Source organism: Bradyrhizobium sp. Cp5.3, assembly GCF_000426265.1.
GTDB classification, from domain to species: Bacteria; Pseudomonadota; Alphaproteobacteria; order Rhizobiales; family Xanthobacteraceae; genus Bradyrhizobium; species Bradyrhizobium neotropicale.
Window position 1 is genome coordinate 1 of the sequence record NZ_AUFA01000029.1, and the last position, 19,088, is coordinate 19,088.

Genomic DNA, 19,088 nt, shown 5'->3' on the forward strand with positions numbered 1-19,088 from the left:
CGTGACCGCCTCGCAAATCGCCTCCGCATCGGTGGTGTCGTTCTTCTGCCGCTTGACGTAGGGCTTCACATAGGCGGGAGGCATCAACCGCACCGTATGCCCCAACGCCTGCAGTTCGCGGGACCAATAATGGGATGATGCGCAAGCCTCGATCCCTACCAGGCACGGCGACAACTTCTCAAAGAAGGACAGCACGAAACGGCGCTTGAGCTGGCGGCGGATCACCACCTGACCGGTTCCATCGACGCCATGCACTTGAAAGACCGACTTCGCAATATCCAGACCAATCGTCGAAATTGACTGCATAGGCTGCTCCTCCGAATCGTGGGAGCCTCAAACGGCGCCCACTCCTTGGCACTCTCGTGCCCGTGGAGGAGCCGTCCACAGCATCATAAGCGGTCAACCGAGCCAGGCGCGATGTTCGTCTGCTTCACGCTCTCAATAGCTGACATCACCGGTTGCAGCGTTCTTATTCGGCCACAGTCCAAGTCGCTCGACTATTTCCTCATCAGTTCGTCAGGCGCCCAATTGGTCATCTAGTGTGAGCTCAACTCGCAATACGACCTGGCGAACAGAACGGCATCTACGTCGCCTTTTGCCGAGAAGCACCGCAAACCGCCCTTCTGCACCATCTACGCGCACCGCCTCGAAGTTTGATGGCTGGATAAGAGTCTGCCGCCCGATCCATCAAAGTTTTTCGTTCCACATGCACATCATTGTGAGCCGGGGAACTGTAGACGAACGTAACGACGGAGCTGCCCGTGCGTAAAGGCTGGAAGGGACGTGCGTCTGCGTACCAGCCGAAATCAATATGGATCAGGACGGTAAGAGGTGACCCACATGAAAGCATCTTTCAATGTCGCTGAAAACGGAGGCGGGTCTTATCGTATGCTGGTTATCCTTCGTTGGGTCATGGTTGTCGTCTTTGTGTCATTTGGCATGCAAAAATTCACGTTGCAGTCGGCGCAGGGCATCGCTCAGTTCATCAGCAATAGTCCATTTATTTGGTGGCTATCGCTATTCGGCCTCAGGGGAGAAGCGTATTTCCTTGGTGTTGTCGAATTTGCCATTGCGGCGCTGCTCGCGGCAGGTGCTTTCAGCCCGATCTTATCCGCCGTTGGTTCGCTGATGGGCGTGGTCACCTTTGCGATCACGTGGTCATTCTTCTTCACGACACCGGGGGTCGTCAAATGGAGCATATCCACTGACCCAATTGCCTGGAATTTAACTGGCGAGTTTCTATTCAAGGATATCGTCTTGCTTTGCGTCTGCGCCGTCTTGTTTCTGGCCTCTTTGCCGCAGTCTCTTGTAAAATCACGGACTGTCTAGAAACTCCACAACGTTACACGGGCCTTTGTCGAATTTGCGCCGTCTCTCGGCGGGAACGCCCGTCTTCGGCGGTGGCCGGTTGACGCATGTAACTTGCCTTGCAAACTTGCCTACCTTCGCGATAGGAGGGCGGGACCGTGCTACGTAGAGCGACACCGGAGCGACTGAGCACGTTCTCCGACGGCGTGTTCGCCGTGCTCATTACAGTCCTGGCGTTGGAATTGAGACCACCCGAGCGGCCCACTTTCGAGGCATTGCTGGCTCTCTGGCCGACGTGGCTGAGCTACGCGGTGAGTTTCCTCTTCATCGCCATCGTCTGGACCAATCACCACTACCTGATGCGCTACGCCAGTGACGCTACGTCGAGCCTGTTGTGGTTCAATTTCGCGCATTTGTTTTCGATCTCGCTGCTCCCGCTCTCCACTGCATGGATGGCAGTGAGCGAGCTCGCACCGCAGCCGGTGGCCTTTTACGCGGCCATCTTCTTCCTGGTGAACGCGACCTATATCGCGTTGGCCTGGGAGCTCGTCCATCGGAGGCCAGACGCGAAAACCTCACCAAAGGTGCGCAGGATCATGCGCGTGCGGTCGCTGACGACGTTGTGCTTCTTCGGTGTGGCCGCAGTCGTGGCGCTGAAATACCCCCTCGTCGGCCTCGGAATTTGCATCTGCTGCCTTATCGGTTATCTGAGACCAGAACCGCCTTGGGCTCAGATGCGGGACGAGGAAACCGCGCAAAATTAGGTCTTTCCAGGTCGTTGTGTGGCGATGCGGCTATCGTGTCGTCCTTGTTGGGCCTCGCATAACGATTTTGAGGGCATCATCCGGCAAACGACGCTGCAACGCCTTCGCTGATCCAGCATTTCCTACGAAGCCAGAGGGACAATATCGTTGCACATTCAAAGTGCGAAGAAGTCCCGGATCTTTGCCGCGATCTCCTTCGCATGGGTCTCGAGCGCAAAGTGGCCTGTTTCGAAGAAATCGATCATGGCACCGGGAATATCGCGCTTGAACGCCTCGGCACCGCGCGGCAGGAAAAAGGGATCGTTTTTTCCCCAGACCGCTAAAAAACGAGGCTTGTGAGTCCGGAAGTAATTTTGGAAGGTCGGGTAAAGCGCGACGTTGCTCTTGTAGTCGCCCAACAGGTCCAACTGAATCTCGTCGGCACCAGCGCGGGCCAAATAGAAGTTGTCGAGTGAATAGCCGTCCGGAGAAATCGCAGTCACGTCAGGCACGCCATGGGTGTACTGCCAGCGCGTCGTCTCTGGCGCGAGGAAGCTGCGGAGCACTTCTCGGTTAGTAGGAGACGGCTCTTGCCAATAGGTCCGAACGGGATTCCACCCCTCACTCAGCCCTTCCTCATAAGCGTTACCGTTCTGGGAGATGATTGCGGTGAGGCGATCTGGATGCCGAACGGCGAGGCGGAAGCCGACAGGTGCTCCATAGTCGAAGACGTAGATCGCGAAGCGATGGAGACCGGTCACCTCGACGAAGCGATCGATGACGTTCGCGATATTCTCAAATGTGTAGTTAAAGGCGCTCCGCGCCGGCATGTCGGATTGGCCAAACCCCGGCAGGTCGGGAGCGACGAGGCGAAATCGGTCCGCAAGTTGCGGGATGAGATCGCGAAACATGTGGCCCGCGGTGGGGAAGCCGTGCAACAGGAGGAGCGTTGGCGCCTCCTTCGGCCCGGCTTCGCGATAGAATACTCCTACGCCATCGACATCCACTTTCCGGTAAGTGACTGCGCACATGGGTCTCCCCTTTCGCTCTGGAGATCACCGAGAGGGCTCAGGACGAGAAACGTCCCGGCCCTCTCCTTAGAGGCCTCTACTAAGCCGAGCATGGTCGACGTCGCGAAGCTTCTGCGATACGTCACACGTTGCGATAACCTCGTTCCTGTAGCATCCAGCTGTTGCCATCCGGGTCCGAGAAGCCGGCGAAACTGGCGTAGTCCCTGCGCCCGGGATCGAGCCCGGGTGCAAAACCTCCGTCCCAGGCATCAATGGGCACCTTGTGTCGGATCTCCCCGACTTTGACTCCACGTTTGAGCAGGCGGCTCCGCGCATCCTCAAGGTCGGTGACGACGAGATAGACGTTGCGAAGCGATCCCACGGGCGCATCGGTGAGTCCGCTACCGATCTGTATCGAACAGCTAGAGCCCGGCGGCGTGAGCTGCACGACGCGGAACATGTCGTTCGGCGAATAGTCGACGTCGAGCGTGAAGCCGACCTGGTCGACGTAGAACCGCAGCGCTCGCCCGACGTCGCTCACCGGCAACGTGATCACCTCCACTGAGAGCTCCACGGTCGCTTTGCTGGTTGTGTTCATCGCCGAACCTCGTCTTACGGTCTGATATGCGCAGCCCTGATCCTTAACTTGCGGCCCGACGCTCCTGGAACTGAGCCGTGACGACACTTCAGTTGAATCTCTGTCAGGATTCACAAATCGATGACGACGTCACGAATCGGTTGGGAGCAGCAAACGAGAAGGTTGCCGTCGGCGGGCTGGTCAAGCGGCTGCGGTTCATAGGTGACCGCGCCGGAAACCAAACCGCTCTCACAGTTGTGACAAACGCCGGTGCGACATGACCAACGGACTGGGACATCGCAGGCTTCGGCCAGCTCTAAAATGCTCTGGTAGGCTGACGCGTTCCAGTGTACGGCGATGCCACTTCGCGCGAACGACACCAACGGACCGGTGTTGGCGTCATCCGCCGGCACGTGTGGAGCGCGCGTTGCCGCGCCGATGACGCCGGGCGTCATCGACTCGCTGCCGTTGAAGATTTCGACATGAATCCGCTCCGGCGCCACGGCCAGGGCTGCGAGTACCTCTTTCATGTCTGCCATGAAGCGCGTCGGCCCGCAGAGGTAGACATCGGCCGCGCGCGGGATGCCGACTTCGTCGAAGACCGATCGCGACAGGTGACCGGTAGCGTCGAAATCCTCGCCCACCTTATCGCGCGAGCCTGGTCTGCTGTAACACACATAGCTGCGGCCGTGGGTGAGCGCGGGCATGAGGCGGCGGACTTCGGCGGCAAATGGATGATGCTGCCGGTCGCGAGCCGCGTGCAGCCACAAGACCGTACGTGTCGAGCGGCCCGCCGCCAGCGCGTACAGCATCGCCAAAACGGGCGTCGCTCCGATTCCCGCGCTGAGCAATACCACGGGCCCCTGCCCGGATTGCAGGATGAAGCTTCCGCGCGGCGAGCTGACGTCGAGAACGTCGCCCACCCGGACATGCTCCCGCAGGTAGGTTCCAGCCGCTCCATTCGGCTCGATCTTCACGCTAATCCGATAGCGCTCTGTCGAGAGGGGACCCGAGAGCGAGTAGCTGCGAAACAGCGGCGGACCGCCGCCGGTTGGTCCAAGACGCAAGACCACGTACTGACCGGGCAGAGCCGGTGGCAGCGGCTGATCGTTCGGATGCCGCATCGACACGGAGAGGACGTCCTCGGATTCTTGATCGATCGCCGCCACCTTGAGCGGCTGAAATCCTGGTGCAACCGGATGCGCAGCTGCTGCCGGCGCGAGCCCCGCGTTGCCGCCCCCCGCGGCAGTCGTTTGGCTCTGCAGTAACGCCTCAAACGACGCGCGCCATCCGGGCGAAAGCGCCTCGATCCGCAAGGCGCGCTCCAATCGATCGCGCGCATGATTGGGCGAATAGAGAAGCGCGTTGATCTCTGCGACGGTCATTCGCTCGTTCGCCTCCCCCACCTTCTCGATTTCGTCACCGGCGCTCACCTCGCCCTCCTGAAGGACGCGGAAGTAGAACCCCGGACGTCCGCTGGATGTCAGCAATGCCGGCATCCGCGGCTCGTTCATCCGAATGCCAACGCGATAGCAGGTCACGCGGGGTTGAGTGACCTCGAACAGTGCGCCGCCGATCTGATAACGGTCGCCGATGCAAACGGCTTCGTCGGGCAATCCTTCGACCGTGAAGTTCTCGCCGAACTGTCCATGGACGAAGTCGGTCCGCTTCAGCTGCTCCTGCCAGTAGCGATACGATTCGATCTGGTAGACGAAGGCGGCTCGCTGCTCACCCCCGTGGCCGCTCAGGTCGCCTTGACCGTCTCCGTCCAGATTCAACCGGCCGACTCGACGGCGGCCACGCACCGGATATTTCCAGATCCCGGTGTGTACAGTGCGACCCTTCCACTCGATATCGCGCGGGAGTCCGACGTTCACCGATAATAGTCGAGCCATGTCCTGCTCCGCTTTAACGGGAACTGGAAGTCCTTTCTAGCCGCTCGCAGCCGTTGCGGGCTTGCCGCCGGGTGCTCGCTCGTGGACTATCTCGTCAACGTCGAGGTTTCGATCGGGGCCGTGCGGAACCACCGTCTGGCCCGGCTCAAGATGGAGTTGGGTGTCATCGAGATGCACCGAGACAATGTCCGGTTCGAACGACACCAGGTTGGAGATGCGGCCGACTTCTGGATAGGCGTCGGGATAGTACCATGCCGCCAGACGTGCATCATCGATTGAGTAATAGCTGCAGAGCCCCTTGTACGGGCAGAAAGTCTGGAGTTTCACGGGAGTGAGGGCAGACTCATCGATATCGGCGCGTGGAACGTACCAGCGCGGCGCGAAGCCGGACTCGTAGAGGACCACCGGCCGTTTAGTATCGGCGATGATCCGCTCGCGATGGCGGACCACGAGGTTACGGGAAGCCTGGCGAATGTCGATGCGGTGGTAGGGGTCGGCGGCATGGCCCACGACTCGTTCATCTTCTTCGTAGAATGCATCCATGGCCCGCCAAGCGAACGCGACGCGTGCCTGCAGTTCGCTCGCGTAAGTGGGCAGGCTGATGTGCTGCCACGCCCCTCGAGGCGCGATGTGCTGCTCGTCCGCCCGAACGCTGTACCAGGATGTGAGCCCGAGATCGGGGTGTTGGGTGGTATGCTCGGTCTGTTCCAGGATGTGTGGAGAAACGTCGGTCTCCGGGAAGTAGGCTACCGGATAGCGGCCCGGTTCGAAGAACAGGAGGGCGTTCTCGCTATCGGCGATCCAACTTGCCCCGAAGCGTACGCGCAAGCGCCGCCGCAACCGCTCGATATATAATAGTCTCTTGGGAAGCGGTTCGGGCACGAGAAATCGGCCGATCGCTCCGGTCGAGAGCGGACCTTGTTGCCAGGATAGTCCCATTGCTCTCTCCCACAGGTTTGATGATCGAGGCCGATAGGTTCACCAAGCATTCCTTACCCGCGGAACACGAGTGGACGGCGACCTTCGGCCCGGCTTTGACGCTAGCTCGCGCTGACGAGGTGATCGGGTGCGCCGTGTGCCGAATGACCGCCACGACAACCCCGTCAGCTCAACTTCCCCATCCAGCCGGCGATGGCCCTCCCGATCTCGTCCGGCGAATCTTCCTGGACGAAATGGATCCCCGCGACCGTCACCTCGGTCTGCTCTGGCCACCCGCGCACGAAGTCAACCAACGCATCCTTGGCAAGGATCCCACCGGGCTCGGCCTTCAAGAACAGCTTGGGCACATTGCTCGTAGCCAGCCAGTCCGCGTAGGCGGCCGCGACCGCAGCCACGTCGGCGGGCTCGCCCTCGATGGGGATCTGCCGGGGCCATGTGAGCGTCGGCCGCCGTCCCTCGCCGGGTTCGACGAACGGCCGTCGGTACTCCGCCATCTCCTCGACGGAGAGGGTGCGCAGGATCGCCTTGGGCAGGATCTGCTCGATGAAGAAGTTGTCCTGCAGGACCATCGCCTCGCCGGCCTCGGAACGCAGCGCCTGTAAGGCCGAACGCATTCCGAACTTATCCCAGTGGTCCCAGCGCTGAGGCCCCACGATCGCTTCCATGTACGCGATTCCCTTCACGGCCTCGCGGTGGTGGTTGGCCCAGTTGAAGCCGAGGGCCGAACCCCAGTCATGGATAACGAGGGTGACCCGCTCGCGCACATTCAGGGCCTCGAGCAGGGCGTCGAGGTGGCGGTAGTGCTCGACGAAGCGATACGAGTCCGGGCCGCTGTTAGGCAGCTTGTCGGAGTCACCCATGCCAATCAGGTCGGGGGCGATGCAGCGGCCTAGTGACTGCAGATGCGGCAACACGTTGCGCCAGAGATATGAAGAGGTGGGGTTGCCGTGCAGCAGCACGATGGGGTCGCCCTTTCCCACCTCCACGTATGCCATCTCGCTGCCGAGAACCTCCCGCCGCTGCTTTTGGTAAGGAAATGCCGCAGAGATCATGTTCGCTTGTCCTGTCAGCTGTGTGAAAACCCACAAACTGTGTTAGCCGACTAAGAAGGGTGCAGTCAGTTCTTGGCCTTTAGCGGCCGGGCTCGTTTGCGAGCTGATCAGTGCTTCATGCCGGTCCCAGCTTTCTCGCAGGCGCTCATGCACCGACGACAAGCGTCGGCGCAGACTCGGCAGTGTTCGTGCATCCTTGCGTGCTTTTCGCATTCTTCGGCGCACAGCCGGCAGGCGGTTGCGCAAGCGTCGAGCATCCTTCGAATCATCTCTTCATCAGAGCCGGTGCGTCGAGTCGCGATACGCCCCGTAATGTTGCAGACATCAGCACAGTCCAAGTTCAAACGGATGCATTGCGTCAGCGATTTTACCTTGTCCTCGGCCAAGCAGGCGTCGGCGCAAGACGTGCAGGTCTGAGCGCAGGAATAGCACTCCTCGATGCAGCGGATCAGTGCGTCGTTGGTCTGTCCATGCACTTGCGGGTGTGTACTGATTATCTCCTGGGCGTGCATGTGGGAACTCCGTGCTAGTATGGATGATTAGAAATCTCGGCCGCCCGAAAAGGTTCTTATGCCGATAGAGAAATATACAGAAGTCCCAACGAGGACGCGTTCGGCGAACATAGCGGGGCAGTGCTGTTCGGCTTTTTACGATTCCTTTTGACACTCTTTTACGCGAATGGCGACGTTCAACGAACTCCTTGGTTCGGTAAAGGCGTTTATCGTCCAACGGCTTGCCCGCTTTGACCAGCCTTCCCAGGCGGTAAAGGCCGTCAAGAAGGAGTTCGGCCTCGAGGTGAGCCGGCAGCGGGTGCATTTTTCTGAACCGACCAGCAAAAACAGGCGGGCGCTCCATCCGGAACTGAAGGAGTTGTTCTTCGAAAGACGGAAGAAGGCAATCGAGTAGTGGGCCGGAGCTTCGCATCGAGCCGCCAAGTGTCATCCGCGACGCCCGCGCTGCCTCGTCGTTTTGTGGCAGTTGTCGCAAAGCGACTGCAGCCCGCCGAGCAGAAATTAGGTCTGCTGGCATTACCGATTTTTAGCAAGTCACATCGGGCACAGCTGGTCCGCTCGCAATTGCAGAACGGAGGCCAACGCCGAGCTGTATCGCGCGTCCGAGCGGGCGAAGGTCTTAGCCAAGATCGGCACGCTGTCGTGCGCGACGAGCCTCGACCGCTTCGAGCAAGCACCGCTGCAACAGTCTGCCTGATCGGTGGCCGTTGAAATCAAGATAGGCTTCACTCTCTCTCGCTTTCATGTATTGAGGCGGCTCAGGATCGCTATAATCTTCGAAGATCGAAGTTTGGTGCGGCGAACGACCCAGCAGTCGCCACGAAAGCGGACGTTGGCGCGGACATCCCCGCAGGTCCGGCTTGGGTCATTCGCGACTGGGGCGAGCCAGCAGCGGGTCCGGTCACCTCCGCTGTGCCGCCGAAAGCAGAAGTAAATTCAGAGCATTAGCGACATAGCGACGGGCCATTGATGGCGCTGCCCAAGACGTGATTCAAGCTCCGAACCGGAGCCTCGAATCATGCGCTACGAACTCAGCGACTTTGACCACCATCAAACCTATGCTGCCGAACAAACCGCGTGGTGTCGTCGTGTAAATGACCGTCGCGTGCTCAATGGCATCTTTTGGGTCCTGCGTTCAGGTGCCCCATGGCGCGATCCGCCCGAGACCTATGGTCCCCGTACCACCTGTTACAATCGGTTCGTGCGCTGGCGGCGGGCTGGCGTCTGGGACCAGATCATGGATGCGCCGGCCGCCGGTCATGATGCGGCGGTGCAGATGATCGATACCTCCGTCGTGCGCGTGCACCAACACGGAGCCTGCATCGCGGACAACAATCAGCAAGATATGGGTCGTTCAGAATTACGGTGACAGTGCACTCAATTGCTGTCGCCATCATGCTGACGCTCGGGCTTTGGCCCGCGTTTGGCCGGTTTGAGGGGGCGTCCGGTTAGCCGCTCGAGCCGAGCGATGAAGCGATCGCCGCCGAGCGGCCGACCGATGCTCTCCGCCGCGCGCAGGCGGGCGAACGACTCGTCCTCGGACGCGCCGTCGAGCAGATCGGCGAAGCGCGGGAAGCGGTCCTTGATCGGCGCCAGCGCCGTCACCCCGTCGTGTTTGCCGCGCAGATGCGCGCGCGTGCTTGACCATCGCCAGTCTTGCGCGCGCTGCACCAGGTGGGCGCGTACCGGGTTGAGTGAGACGTAGCGCAATGCGGCCGCCAGATGTTCCTCGTCCATGGCCACCGCGCCGAACCGGCCCTGCCAGAAATGCCCCGTGCGTTTGCGCCTCGCCTGGATCGTGCCGGCATAGGACCGATGCACGCGCGCCAGCGCGCGGCGCAGGCCGTCGGCATCGGAGGACACCAGAATGAGATGCACATGGTTGGGCATCAGGCGCCAGGCCCACACCTCGACCCCGGCGGCCCGGCAATTTTCCGCGAGCAGGTCGCGATAGAGCGCATAGTCGCCATCTTCGAAGAACGTGTGCGCGCGACCGTTACCGCGCTGGGTGACGTGATGGGGGTGACCGGGGATGACGACACGGGCTAAGCGGCCACGGTCCAGCATGCGGGCAGGAGGGAGCGGCGTCAATTGAGTGCGGATAACCGAAGAGCGTGGACGTCCTGCGAGTTGTGCCAGCATAGATTGCTGCCACTGTTTTGCCCGACGTGTCAAATGGCTTCGTAAAATCCGTAAGTCGTGTGCGCGTGCGAACGGCCCTCGGCTACTTTGCATGGGGTTGTTTTTCAGATTTTTAGTTGGGGCTTGCGAGCGGGGGAGGGAGAGGGAGCGCTTTCGCGGCTTGTTGGCCCTCATCGGGCGCGCCATCCGACCTGCCGGCCGGATGCGTTCCTCATGCAAAAAGGGCCGCCTCATCAGGCGGCCCTTTCGTCTCGCGTCAAAGTGCTTCCGCTTACTCGGCGGCCTGCTTCTGCGGCGGGTCGAGCGCGCCGGACTTGTGGATGTCGGCGACCTGGTGATCGCTGAAGCCCAGCACCTGGCGCAGGATCTCGTCGGTGTGCTCGCCGAGCAGCGGCGAGCGCTGCACGTCGCTCGGGGAGTCCGACAGCTTGATCGGGTTGCCGACCGAGATGTACTTGCCGCGGGTGGGGTGGTCGACCTCGACCACGGTGCCGGTCTTGCGCAGCGACTCGTCCTCGGCGATCTCCTTCATCGACAGGATCGGGCCGCAGGGGATGTCGTCCTTGTTGAGGATTTCCATCGCCTCGAACTTGGTCTTCGTCATCGTCCACTGCTCGATGCGGGCGAAGATCTCGTTGAGGCGCGGCAGGCGGGCCGGCGGCTTGGCGTAGTTCGGATCGGTTTTCCAGGTCGGCTCGCCGATCACGTCGCAGATCTTCTCCCAGACCGGCGCCTGGGTGATGAAATAGATGTACGCGTTGGGATCGGTCTCCCAGCCCTTGCACTTGAGGATGCGGCCGGGCTGACCGCCGCCCGAGTCATTGCCGGCGCGCGGCACGGCGTCGCCGAACGGAATGCCTTCGCCGAACTGGCTGTATTCCTTGAGCGGACCATGGGCGAGGCGCTGCTGGTCGCGCAGCTTGACGCGGGCGAGGTTGAGCACGCCGTCCTGCATCGCGGCCGTGACGCGCTGGCCCTTGCCCGAATGGGTGCGGTGGTAGAGCGCGGTGACGATGCCGAGCGCGAGGTGCAGGCCGGTGCCGGAATCGCCGATCTGCGCGCCGGTGACGAGCGGCAGGCCGTCGCGGAAGCCGGTGGTGGAGGCGGCGCCGCCGGTGCACTGCGCGACGTTCTCATAGACCTTGCAGTCTTCGTACGGCCCGGGGCCAAAGCCCTTGATCGAGGCGACGATCATCTTCGGGTTGATCTGCTGGATCTTCTCCCAGGGGAAGCCCATGCGGTCGAGCACGCCGGGGCCGAAGTTCTCGACCAGCACGTCGCACTTCTTGATCAGCTCGGTCAGGACTTCCTTGCCCTTGGGGTTCTTGGTGTCGAGCGTGATCGAGCGCTTGTTGTGGTTGAGCATGGTGAAATACAGGCTGTCCACGTTCGGGATGTCCTGCAGCTGGCCGCGGGTGATGTCACCCACGCCCGGGCGTTCCACCTTGATCACGTCGGCGCCGAACCATGCGAGCAACTGCGTGCAGGTCGGCCCCGATTGGACGTGGGTGAAGTCGAGAATGCGAACGCCCGTGAGCGCCTTTGTCATCGTGTTTGCTCCGTACTCTGTCTGCCCCTGCACCCGCAGGGAATGTTGGGTTGAAGGGGAGGACTTACTTTTTCTTCTGCAAGACGCTCTGCGGATTGAGGTTGCCGATGCGGCCGCTCTCCGAGCCCGCGGCGGGATCGATCACCGCGTTGATCAGCGTCGGCTTGCCCGACTTCATCGCCTCGTTGACGGCGCGCTTGAGCTCGTCGGGCGAGGTGGCATTCACGCCGACGCCGCCGAAGGCTTCCATCATCTTGTCGTAGCGCGCGCCCTTGACGAACACCGTCGTCGCGGGATCGGCGTTGGCGCCGTTGACGTCGGTGCCGCGGTAGATGCCGTCATTGTTGAAGATGACGACGCAGATCGGCAAATTGTAACGGCAGATGGTCTCGACCTCCATGCCGGAGAAGCCGAAGGCGCTGTCGCCTTCCACCGCCAGCACGGGGTTGCCGGTCTCGAGCGCGGCCGCGATCGCCTGGCCCATGCCGATGCCCATCACGCCCCAGGTGCCGACGTCGAGACGCTTGCGCGGCCTGTACATGTCGATGACGCCGCGGGCGAGGTCGAGCGTGTTGGCGCCCTCGTTTACGAGGATCGCCTCGGGGTACTCCTTGATGACGTTCTTCAGCACGCCGAGCGCGCCGTGATAGTCCATCGGCGACTTGTTGTTCATGAGCTTCGGCGCCATCTTGGCGACGTTCTCTTCGCGCTTGGTCGAAATGGCCTTGGTCCATTCGGCCGGCGGGGCGGTCCAGCCAGCACCCATCGCCTGGTTGAACGCCGAGACGACCGAGCCGATGTCGCCGACGACGGGCGCGACGATCTCGACGTTGGAGTCCATCTCCTTCGGCTCGATGTCGACCTGGATGAACTTCTTGGGCGCTTCGCCCCAGCTCTTGCCCTTGCCGTGTGAGAGCAGCCAGTTCAGCCGGGCGCCGATCAGCAGCACGACGTCGGACTCTTTCAGCACCGTCGAGCGGGCCGCGCCGGCGCACTGCGGATGGGTGTCGGGGAGGAGGCCCTTGGCCATGCTCATCGGCAGGAACGGCACGCCGCTCTTCTCGACGAAGCTCTTGATCTCTTCATCGGCCTGCGCGTAGGCCGCGCCCTTGCCGAGGATGATGAGGGGGCGTTTTGCGCTCTTCAAGACATCGAGCGCGCGCTTGACCGAAGCGGGCGAGGGGATCTGCGCGGGCGCCGCGTCGATCACCTTGACCAGCGACCTCTCGCCGGCGTCGGCGTTCATCACCTGGCCGAACAGCTTTGCCGGCAGGTCGAGATAGACGCCGCCCGGACGGCCCGAGACCGCGGCGCGGATGGCGCGGGCAAGACCGATGCCGATGTCCTGGGCATGCAGCACGCGATAGGCCGCCTTGCACAACGGCTTTGCAATCGCGAGCTGGTCCATCTCCTCGTAGTCGCCCTGCTGGAGGTCGACGATCTCGCGCTCGGACGAGCCGGAGATCAGGATCATCGGGTAGCAGTTGGTGGTGGCGTGGGCGAGCGCGGTGAGACCGTTGAGGAAGCCGGGTGCGGACACGGTGAGGCAGACGCCGGGCTTCTTGGTGAGGAAGCCGGCGATGCCCGCCGCGTAACCGGCGTTCTGCTCGTGGCGGAAGGAGATCACGCGAATACCGGCGGCCTGCGCCATGCGGCCCAAGTCCGTGATCGGGATGCCCGGCACATTATAGATGGTGTTGATGCCGTTCAGCTTGAGCGCGTCGATGACGAGATGGAAGCCATCCGTCAGTTCCTGCTCGGTGCCCGGTGCTTCGGACTTGGTCGCGGTATTCAGCATGGGCCTTGTCTCCCTGGTCTCAAGGTGCCGTTTTAGGCTTTTGGGGGCGAATGGTTCGCCCTTCTGGTGAAGTTGCTAGGTGAAGAGTTCCTGGCCGTGCGCTTCGACGTAAGCCGCAAGGCCAAGGGTGTGATCGCGGGCGCGCTTCTCGGCGAGCTCGGTGTCGCGCGCTTCCAGCGCCTCGATGATGCCGAGATGCTCGGGCAGCGAGGTCGCGGTGCGATCCTTCCGTCCGATCGTCAATTGCCGGTAGCCGCGCACGTGCAGCAGCAGGTCGTTGGTGAGATCGACCAGCACCGGCGATTCCGACAGCGAGATCAGCGCCTGGTGGAAGGCGATGTTCGCCTTGGAATATTCCTCGACGTGATCCTCGGGCAGGTGGTCCTTGCCGAAGTCCTTGAAGAAGTCGCGCAGCGCCGAAATGTCCTTCTTGCGCGCGGTCGTGGTGATCAGGCGGGCCGCCATGCTCTCCAGCGCCGCCCAGGCGCGGATCATGTCGACGATCTCGCTCTTGGTCCGGCGCACCACCATGATGCCCCGGCGCGGCACGGTCTTCACGAAGCCGTCCTGCTCGAGCATTGCGATCGCTTCGCGGATCGGCGTACGGCTGACACCCAGGCGTTCGGACAGCGCGCGCTCGTCCAGCATCACCGGCTCGGGCGTCGAATAGATGTCCATCCTGAGGATGGCTTCCTTCAAGGCGTCATACGCCTTGTTCTTGAAGCTGCTCTCCGGGGCAATACGAACGATTGCGATGTCTGCCTCGGCCATGTTCGGCAATGCCTTGGTTGGTTTCCGCAGTGACACGACGATTCTCCTCCAGTGGGAGTCGTCTTTTACAGGAATATTGACTGGAAAGTTTTTGGCATACCACATGCCAGAATGTCAAGCTGCCTATTTTTTGCAGCGTTCCGGGCGATGCGGCGGCTTGACAAGTTGGCTTCTGGCATACCAAATGCCATCGCCAGCCATTTTTGATCCAAGCCGGCGGAGTAGTCTCGGCATTTGCGCCAACTCCGTTCCGCGGCATGGAACAGAGCGCGGCGGATGGCAAGCATCACGGGCAGCCGCAACACGCGCGCGCTTTGCAAAGCAAGAACTGAGGTCAAGGGAGAAACCACATGTCCAATTCCAAAGATGCCGTCCGCAAGGTGCTTGACCAGGTCAAGGCGGACAACCGCACCAGCCTGACGGCCCCAGAGGGCAAGCTGGTCTGCGACGCCTACGGCATCCCGGTTCCGAAGGAGGGGGTCGCGAAGTCGGCCGGCGAGGCTGGCAAGATGGCCTCCTCGATGGGCTTCCCGGTCGTGATGAAGATCGTCTCGCCCGACATTCTCCACAAGACCGAGGCCGGCGGCGTCATCGTCGGCGTCAAGACCGCGCAGGATGCGGAGAAGGCCTACGAGACCATTCTCTCCAATGCCAGGAAGTACAAGGCCGACGCCAAGATCGAGGGCATCCAGGTGCAGCAGATGCTGTCCGGCGGCACCGAGGTCATCGTCGGCTCAATCACCGACGGCTCGTTCGGCAAGCTGGTCGCCTTCGGTCTCGGCGGCGTGCTGGTCGAGGTGCTGAAGGACATCACCTTCCGCCTCGCGCCCGCGACCAAGGAAGATGCGCTGTCGATGCTCGACGGCATTCAGGCGCATGAGATTCTGAAGGGCGTGCGCGGCGGCGAGCCGGTGAACCGCACGGCGCTCGCCGACGTCATCGTCAAGGTCTCGCAGCTCGTCTCGGACTTCCCCGAGATCGTCGAGCTCGATCTCAACCCGGTGTTCGCGACCCCGAAGGATGCGACCGCCGCCGACGTCCGCATCGTCGTCGACTTCGCCTACAAGCCCAAGCCGAAGCCGCGCCCGACCGAAGAGATCGTCGCGGCCATGAACCGCATCATGCAGCCGAAGGCGGTCGCCGTGATCGGCGCCTCGGCCGAAGACGGCAAGATCGGCAACTCCGTGATGAAGAACCTCATCAACGGCGGCTACAAGGGCGAGATCATTCCGATCCACCCCAAGGCCGCCGAGATCCTCGGCTACAAGGCGTATAAGAGCGTCAAGGACGTGCCGGGCGTGATCGACGTCGCGGTGTTCGCGATCCCCGCAAAATTCGTCGCCGGCGCGCTGACCGAGTGCGGCGAGAAGAAAATCCCTGGCGCGGTGCTGATTCCGTCGGGCTTCGCCGAAGCCGGCGCGCCCGAGCTCCAGGCCGAGATCGTCGAGGTCGGCAAGAAGTACGACATCCGCCTGATGGGGCCGAACATCTACGGCTTCTACTATACGCCGGCCAATCTCTGCGCGACCTTCTGCACGGCCTATGACGTCAAGGGTCACGCGGCGCTGTCGTCGCAGTCGGGCGGCATCGGCATGGCCATCATCGGCTTCTCGCGCTCGGCCAAGATGGGCGTCTCCGCCATCGTCGGCCTCGGCAACAAGTCCGATATCGACGAGGACGATCTGCTCGCCTTCTTCGAGCAGGATCCCAACACCAACCTGATCGCGCAGCACTGCGAAGACCTCAAGGACGGCCGCGCCTTCGCGGAAGCCGCCAAGCGCGTCTCCAAGAAGAAGCCGGTCGTCGTGCTCAAGGCCGGCCGCACCTCGGCCGGTGCGAAGGCGGCGTCCTCGCACACCGGCGCGCTCGCCGGCAACGACAGGATCTACGAGGATGTGTTCAAGCAGTCCGGCGTGATCCGTGCGCGCTCGCTGCGCCAGCTGCTCGAATTCGCCCGCGGCGTGCCGGTTCTGCCGACGCCGAAGGGCGAGAACGTGCTGATCATCACCGGTGCGGGTGGCTCGGGCGTGCTGCTGTCGGACTCCTGCGTCGACAATGGCCTGTCGCTGATGTCGATGCCGCCGGATCTCGACGCCGCCTTCCGCAAGTTCATCCCGCCGTTTGGCGCGGCTGGAAATCCTGTGGATATCACCGGCGGCGAGCCGCCGATCACCTACGTCAACACGGTGAAGCTCGGCCTCTCCGACGATCGCATCCACGCGCTGATCCTCGGCTATTGGCACACCATCGTCACGCCGCCGATGGTGTTCGCCCGCAACATGGTCGAGGTGAAGAAGGAGATGGAGGCCAAGGGCTTTGTGAAGCCGATGGTCGCCTCGCTCGCCGGCGACGTCGAGGTCGAGGAAGCCGCCGAATATCTCTACCAGAACGGCATCCCGGCCTATGCCTATTCGACCGAGCTGCCGGTCGAGGTGCTCGGCGCCAAGTACAAGTGGGCGCGCGGCGCAGGGCTGCTCTGAGACGAAGATGTGCCGCTTCGGAGCGATCCGAAGCGGCTGATTGTTCACCTCTCCCCCGCTTGCGGGGAGAGGTCGGATTGCGCCCAGCGATGCGGAGCATCGTCCGGTGCAATCCGGGTGAGGGGGACTCTCCACGAGTCCATCTTTCACCGTCCTTGCGGAGGCTCCCCCTCACACCGACCCTCTCCCCGCAAGCGGGGCGAGGGAGAAGAGTCAGGTCGCGATGAGCAAGAACGTGATCCGGCGCAAATTACCCGAGCCAAGATCGCCGGCGGAGACTGATCACGAGGCGCGTGACGGTGGCGTGCAGTCGGTTGACCGCGCGCTGTCGATTCTGGAGACGCTGGCCGAGGACGACGAGGGCTATCGCCTCAGCGATCTCGCCGTCCGCACCGGGTTGTCGACCTCGACCGTGCACCGCCTGCTCGCGACGCTGGAAAGCCGCCGCTTCGTGCAGTTCGACCGCGCCCAGTCGAAATGGCATGTCGGCGTGCGCAGCTTCACCGTGGGCGCGAGCTTCGCGCGGCGGCGCAATTTTTCGGCTCAGGCGGTTCCCTATTTACGCAAGCTGCGCGATCTGACCCGCGAGACCGCCAACCTAGCCGTGGTCGACGACGAGTTCATCATCGTGCTGACGCGCATGGAGAGCCGCGAGATCATGCGCTCGCTGACCAAGGTCGGCGGCCGCGTCGCGATGGTCACCTCCGGCGTCGGCAAGGCGGTTCTCGCGACCTATTCCGACGAAGATGTCGGCGCCATCATTCGCCATCACGGCATGCCGAGGCTGACCGAGAAGTCGATCGTGCGGCCGAGCGACCTGTTTCGTGAGCTCGGAAGGATCCGCGAGCAAGGCTATGCCATCGACGACGAGGAAGCGCAGATGGGCCTGCGCTGCGTTGCGGCGGTGGTTTACGACGATCGCGCCGAACCGCTCGCCGCGATCTCCGTCTCCGGCATGACCAGCCGCATCACCGACGATCGCTTGCCGGAGATCGGCCGCATCGTGCGCGAGACGGCAATGGAGCTGACGGCGGCGCTGGGTGGCGTGATGCCGCAGAAGGCGTCCTGAGCAGAACCGGGCGGGGTCAGGTGCCCCCGGTCTTGATGACGACGTAGACATACAACGCGAAGGTCGCGACCGAGGCGACTGCAAGCGCAAGGCCGCCAGCGAAGGACAGAGGTTCGAGCTGGGCAGTCCTGTTGCCCGACAGATAGCGCTGGAGCGCAAACAGCAGGAACGGAACTCCGATCAGCAATGATTCGAATTCGACGGCAAGACCGAGGCCTGCCAGCAAGCCCAACCAGCTCGCGACCTGTGCTACCCTTTGGTTCACCGAGCCGATCAGCGCGTTGAGGATCTGTCCGCCGTCGAGCGGGTAGATCGGCAGCAGGTTGGCGGCGTTGATGATCGCAAACATCTGCGCGGCATGGGAGAGATCGGTTCCGCCGCTCGACGGGGACATTGCGAACAGGCCGAGCGTCGGAATCAGGCTGAAGCCCGGTCCCATCAGGGCGACGAAGCCGAGCCGGTCTTCGCTTCCGTAGGCGGTCTTTGGAACGGCGGCGCCGCCGAAGAAGGGGATGAGATAGATTCCGCGGACGCCGACGCCGCACATCAGCATCGCCGCGGCGTGTCCGAGCTCGTGCAGGACGACGACGATCGACAGCAGCAGTCCTTCCTTCCAGCCGAACAGGTAGCAGAAGCTGAGGAATGCCACAGCCGACAGCACCAGCCCGTGATTGGCGAGAACGGCGGCGCGGCTCTGCGTGCCAGCCTCTGCCTCACACTGCTGCTTGATCAGGTGCGCCATCCGGCGCAGGCTGAGCGGATAGATGATGCGGTCGCGAAACGAGCGCACAGTCATTTCGTTGAACACGGTGAGGGACGTTCCCTGTGCCGTCGCCGTCACCCTCATCTCCGATTTGACATTGCGGCCACCCTCCGGCGGCACGGACAGCGCGTGTGGCACCGCCTGCGCGACCAAGACGCCTTGGGCTTCGTCGCGTACGAGCTCGCGCGTGACGGCTTGCGCCCTGGGCTGGCCGCTGACCGAAACGCGCGTCAGCCACAGGTCATCGGCATCAGGTATGGGTTCGCGCGAGATCTCGAGCACGGGTGGGCCGTCCAGCACCATGCGCTCAGCGGTGCTGAAGCGCCACACGGCGTCGCGCGGCGCGTTGACGAGGACGCTGAATTCCAGACTCAGCCGGTCCCGCGCTCTCAGCGCGTCCACGAGCCCCTGCAAGGCATAGAAAGCGATGCGCAACAATTCGATTGGTATGGCGAGCAATCTGAGCATGGTCTGTTGGTC

The 19,088-nt window shown here is 62.4% G+C and carries 18 protein-coding genes and 1 pseudogene; 6 read left to right on the forward strand and 13 right to left on the reverse strand.

What is annotated here, in order from left to right; genetic code table 11:
* A partial coding sequence (locus K289_RS0129415) for a transposase (RefSeq protein ID WP_027554858.1) occupies positions 1-306 on the reverse strand: 306 nt, incomplete at its 3' end.
* Positions 307-840: 534 nt separating this feature from the next.
* Between K289_RS0129415 and K289_RS0129420 the strand changes: the two genes are divergently transcribed.
* Positions 841-1,329: a DUF417 family protein gene (locus K289_RS0129420; protein ID WP_027554775.1), complete on the forward strand. Its 489-nt coding sequence runs from the start codon at positions 841-843 to the stop codon at positions 1,327-1,329.
* A gap of 137 nt (positions 1,330-1,466) precedes the next feature.
* The gene (locus K289_RS0129425; protein WP_084788765.1) at positions 1,467-2,072 is read left to right on the forward strand and encodes a TMEM175 family protein; all 606 of its coding nucleotides are present in this window, start codon (positions 1,467-1,469) and stop codon (positions 2,070-2,072) included.
* Between the two features lie 155 nt (positions 2,073-2,227).
* Here K289_RS0129425 and K289_RS0129430 read toward each other — a convergent pair whose 3' ends face one another.
* The 6 genes from K289_RS0129430 to K289_RS0129455 form a co-directional block, all read right to left on the reverse strand.
* The gene (locus K289_RS0129430; RefSeq protein ID WP_027554777.1) at positions 2,228-3,082 is read right to left on the reverse strand and encodes an alpha/beta fold hydrolase; all 855 of its coding nucleotides are present in this window, start codon (positions 3,080-3,082) and stop codon (positions 2,228-2,230) included.
* 121 nt (positions 3,083-3,203) lie between these two features.
* Positions 3,204-3,623 (reverse strand): VOC family protein, encoded by a 420-nt coding sequence (locus K289_RS0129435; RefSeq protein WP_198024792.1) that lies wholly within the window; start codon positions 3,621-3,623, stop codon positions 3,204-3,206.
* Positions 3,624-3,769: 146 nt separating this feature from the next.
* On the reverse strand, positions 3,770-5,533 hold the full coding sequence (locus K289_RS0129440; RefSeq protein ID WP_027554779.1) for an MOSC and FAD-binding oxidoreductase domain-containing protein: 1,764 nt from the start codon (positions 5,531-5,533) through the stop codon (positions 3,770-3,772).
* Positions 5,534-5,569: 36 nt separating this feature from the next.
* Positions 5,570-6,472: a DUF427 domain-containing protein gene (locus tag K289_RS0129445; RefSeq protein WP_027554780.1), complete on the reverse strand. Its 903-nt coding sequence runs from the start codon at positions 6,470-6,472 to the stop codon at positions 5,570-5,572.
* 164 nt (positions 6,473-6,636) lie between these two features.
* Positions 6,637-7,524 carry a haloalkane dehalogenase gene (locus tag K289_RS0129450; protein WP_027554781.1) on the reverse strand — a complete coding sequence of 296 codons (888 nt, stop codon included), beginning with the start codon at positions 7,522-7,524 and terminating at the stop codon, positions 6,637-6,639.
* Positions 7,525-7,631: 107 nt separating this feature from the next.
* Complete coding sequence (locus K289_RS0129455; protein ID WP_027554782.1) at positions 7,632-8,036, reverse strand: four-helix bundle copper-binding protein; 405 nt, start codon at positions 8,034-8,036, stop codon at positions 7,632-7,634.
* Between the two features lie 166 nt (positions 8,037-8,202).
* Here K289_RS0129455 and K289_RS45535 point away from each other — a divergent pair, with 166 nt between their 5' ends.
* Complete coding sequence (locus tag K289_RS45535) at positions 8,203-8,430, forward strand: DUF2280 domain-containing protein (protein ID WP_051310929.1); 228 nt, start codon at positions 8,203-8,205, stop codon at positions 8,428-8,430.
* Positions 8,431-9,054: 624 nt separating this feature from the next.
* Positions 9,055-9,393: pseudogene (locus K289_RS45545) on the forward strand (transposase); the annotation flags it as partial.
* Positions 9,394-9,413: 20 nt separating this feature from the next.
* On the opposite strand, the gene K289_RS0129470 reads toward K289_RS45545, so the two are convergent.
* The 5 genes from K289_RS0129470 to K289_RS51775 all read right to left on the reverse strand — a co-directional run bounded on the left by K289_RS0129470 (position 9,414) and on the right by K289_RS51775 (position 14,634).
* Positions 9,414-10,178, reverse strand: coding sequence for a transposase (locus K289_RS0129470; RefSeq protein WP_371260866.1), 765 nt, complete (start codon positions 10,176-10,178; stop codon positions 9,414-9,416).
* A gap of 271 nt (positions 10,179-10,449) precedes the next feature.
* Positions 10,450-11,727, reverse strand: coding sequence for a formyl-CoA transferase (frc, locus tag K289_RS0129475; RefSeq protein WP_027554784.1), 1,278 nt, complete (start codon positions 11,725-11,727; stop codon positions 10,450-10,452).
* Positions 11,728-11,791: 64 nt separating this feature from the next.
* Complete coding sequence (gene oxc, locus K289_RS0129480) at positions 11,792-13,525, reverse strand: oxalyl-CoA decarboxylase (protein ID WP_027554785.1); 1,734 nt, start codon at positions 13,523-13,525, stop codon at positions 11,792-11,794.
* Positions 13,526-13,600: 75 nt separating this feature from the next.
* Positions 13,601-14,296: a GntR family transcriptional regulator gene (locus K289_RS0129485; protein ID WP_198024795.1), complete on the reverse strand. Its 696-nt coding sequence runs from the start codon at positions 14,294-14,296 to the stop codon at positions 13,601-13,603.
* Positions 14,297-14,361: 65 nt separating this feature from the next.
* Positions 14,362-14,634: a hypothetical protein gene (locus tag K289_RS51775; RefSeq protein WP_198024793.1), complete on the reverse strand. Its 273-nt coding sequence runs from the start codon at positions 14,632-14,634 to the stop codon at positions 14,362-14,364.
* 12 nt (positions 14,635-14,646) lie between these two features.
* On the opposite strand from K289_RS51775, the gene K289_RS0129490 reads away from it, so the two are divergent.
* A complete protein-coding gene (locus K289_RS0129490) occupies positions 14,647-16,776 on the forward strand; it encodes an acetate--CoA ligase family protein (RefSeq protein ID WP_027554787.1) in 2,130 nt (709 codons plus the stop codon).
* A gap of 223 nt (positions 16,777-16,999) precedes the next feature.
* Positions 17,000-17,845: an IclR family transcriptional regulator gene (locus K289_RS0129495; RefSeq protein WP_027554788.1), complete on the forward strand. Its 846-nt coding sequence runs from the start codon at positions 17,000-17,002 to the stop codon at positions 17,843-17,845.
* Between the two features lie 16 nt (positions 17,846-17,861).
* Here the strand turns inward: K289_RS0129495 and K289_RS0129500 are convergent, their stop codons facing one another.
* Positions 17,862-19,076 (reverse strand): metalloprotease, encoded by a 1,215-nt coding sequence (locus tag K289_RS0129500; protein WP_027554789.1) that lies wholly within the window; start codon positions 19,074-19,076, stop codon positions 17,862-17,864.
* Positions 19,077-19,088 lie beyond the last annotated feature (12 nt).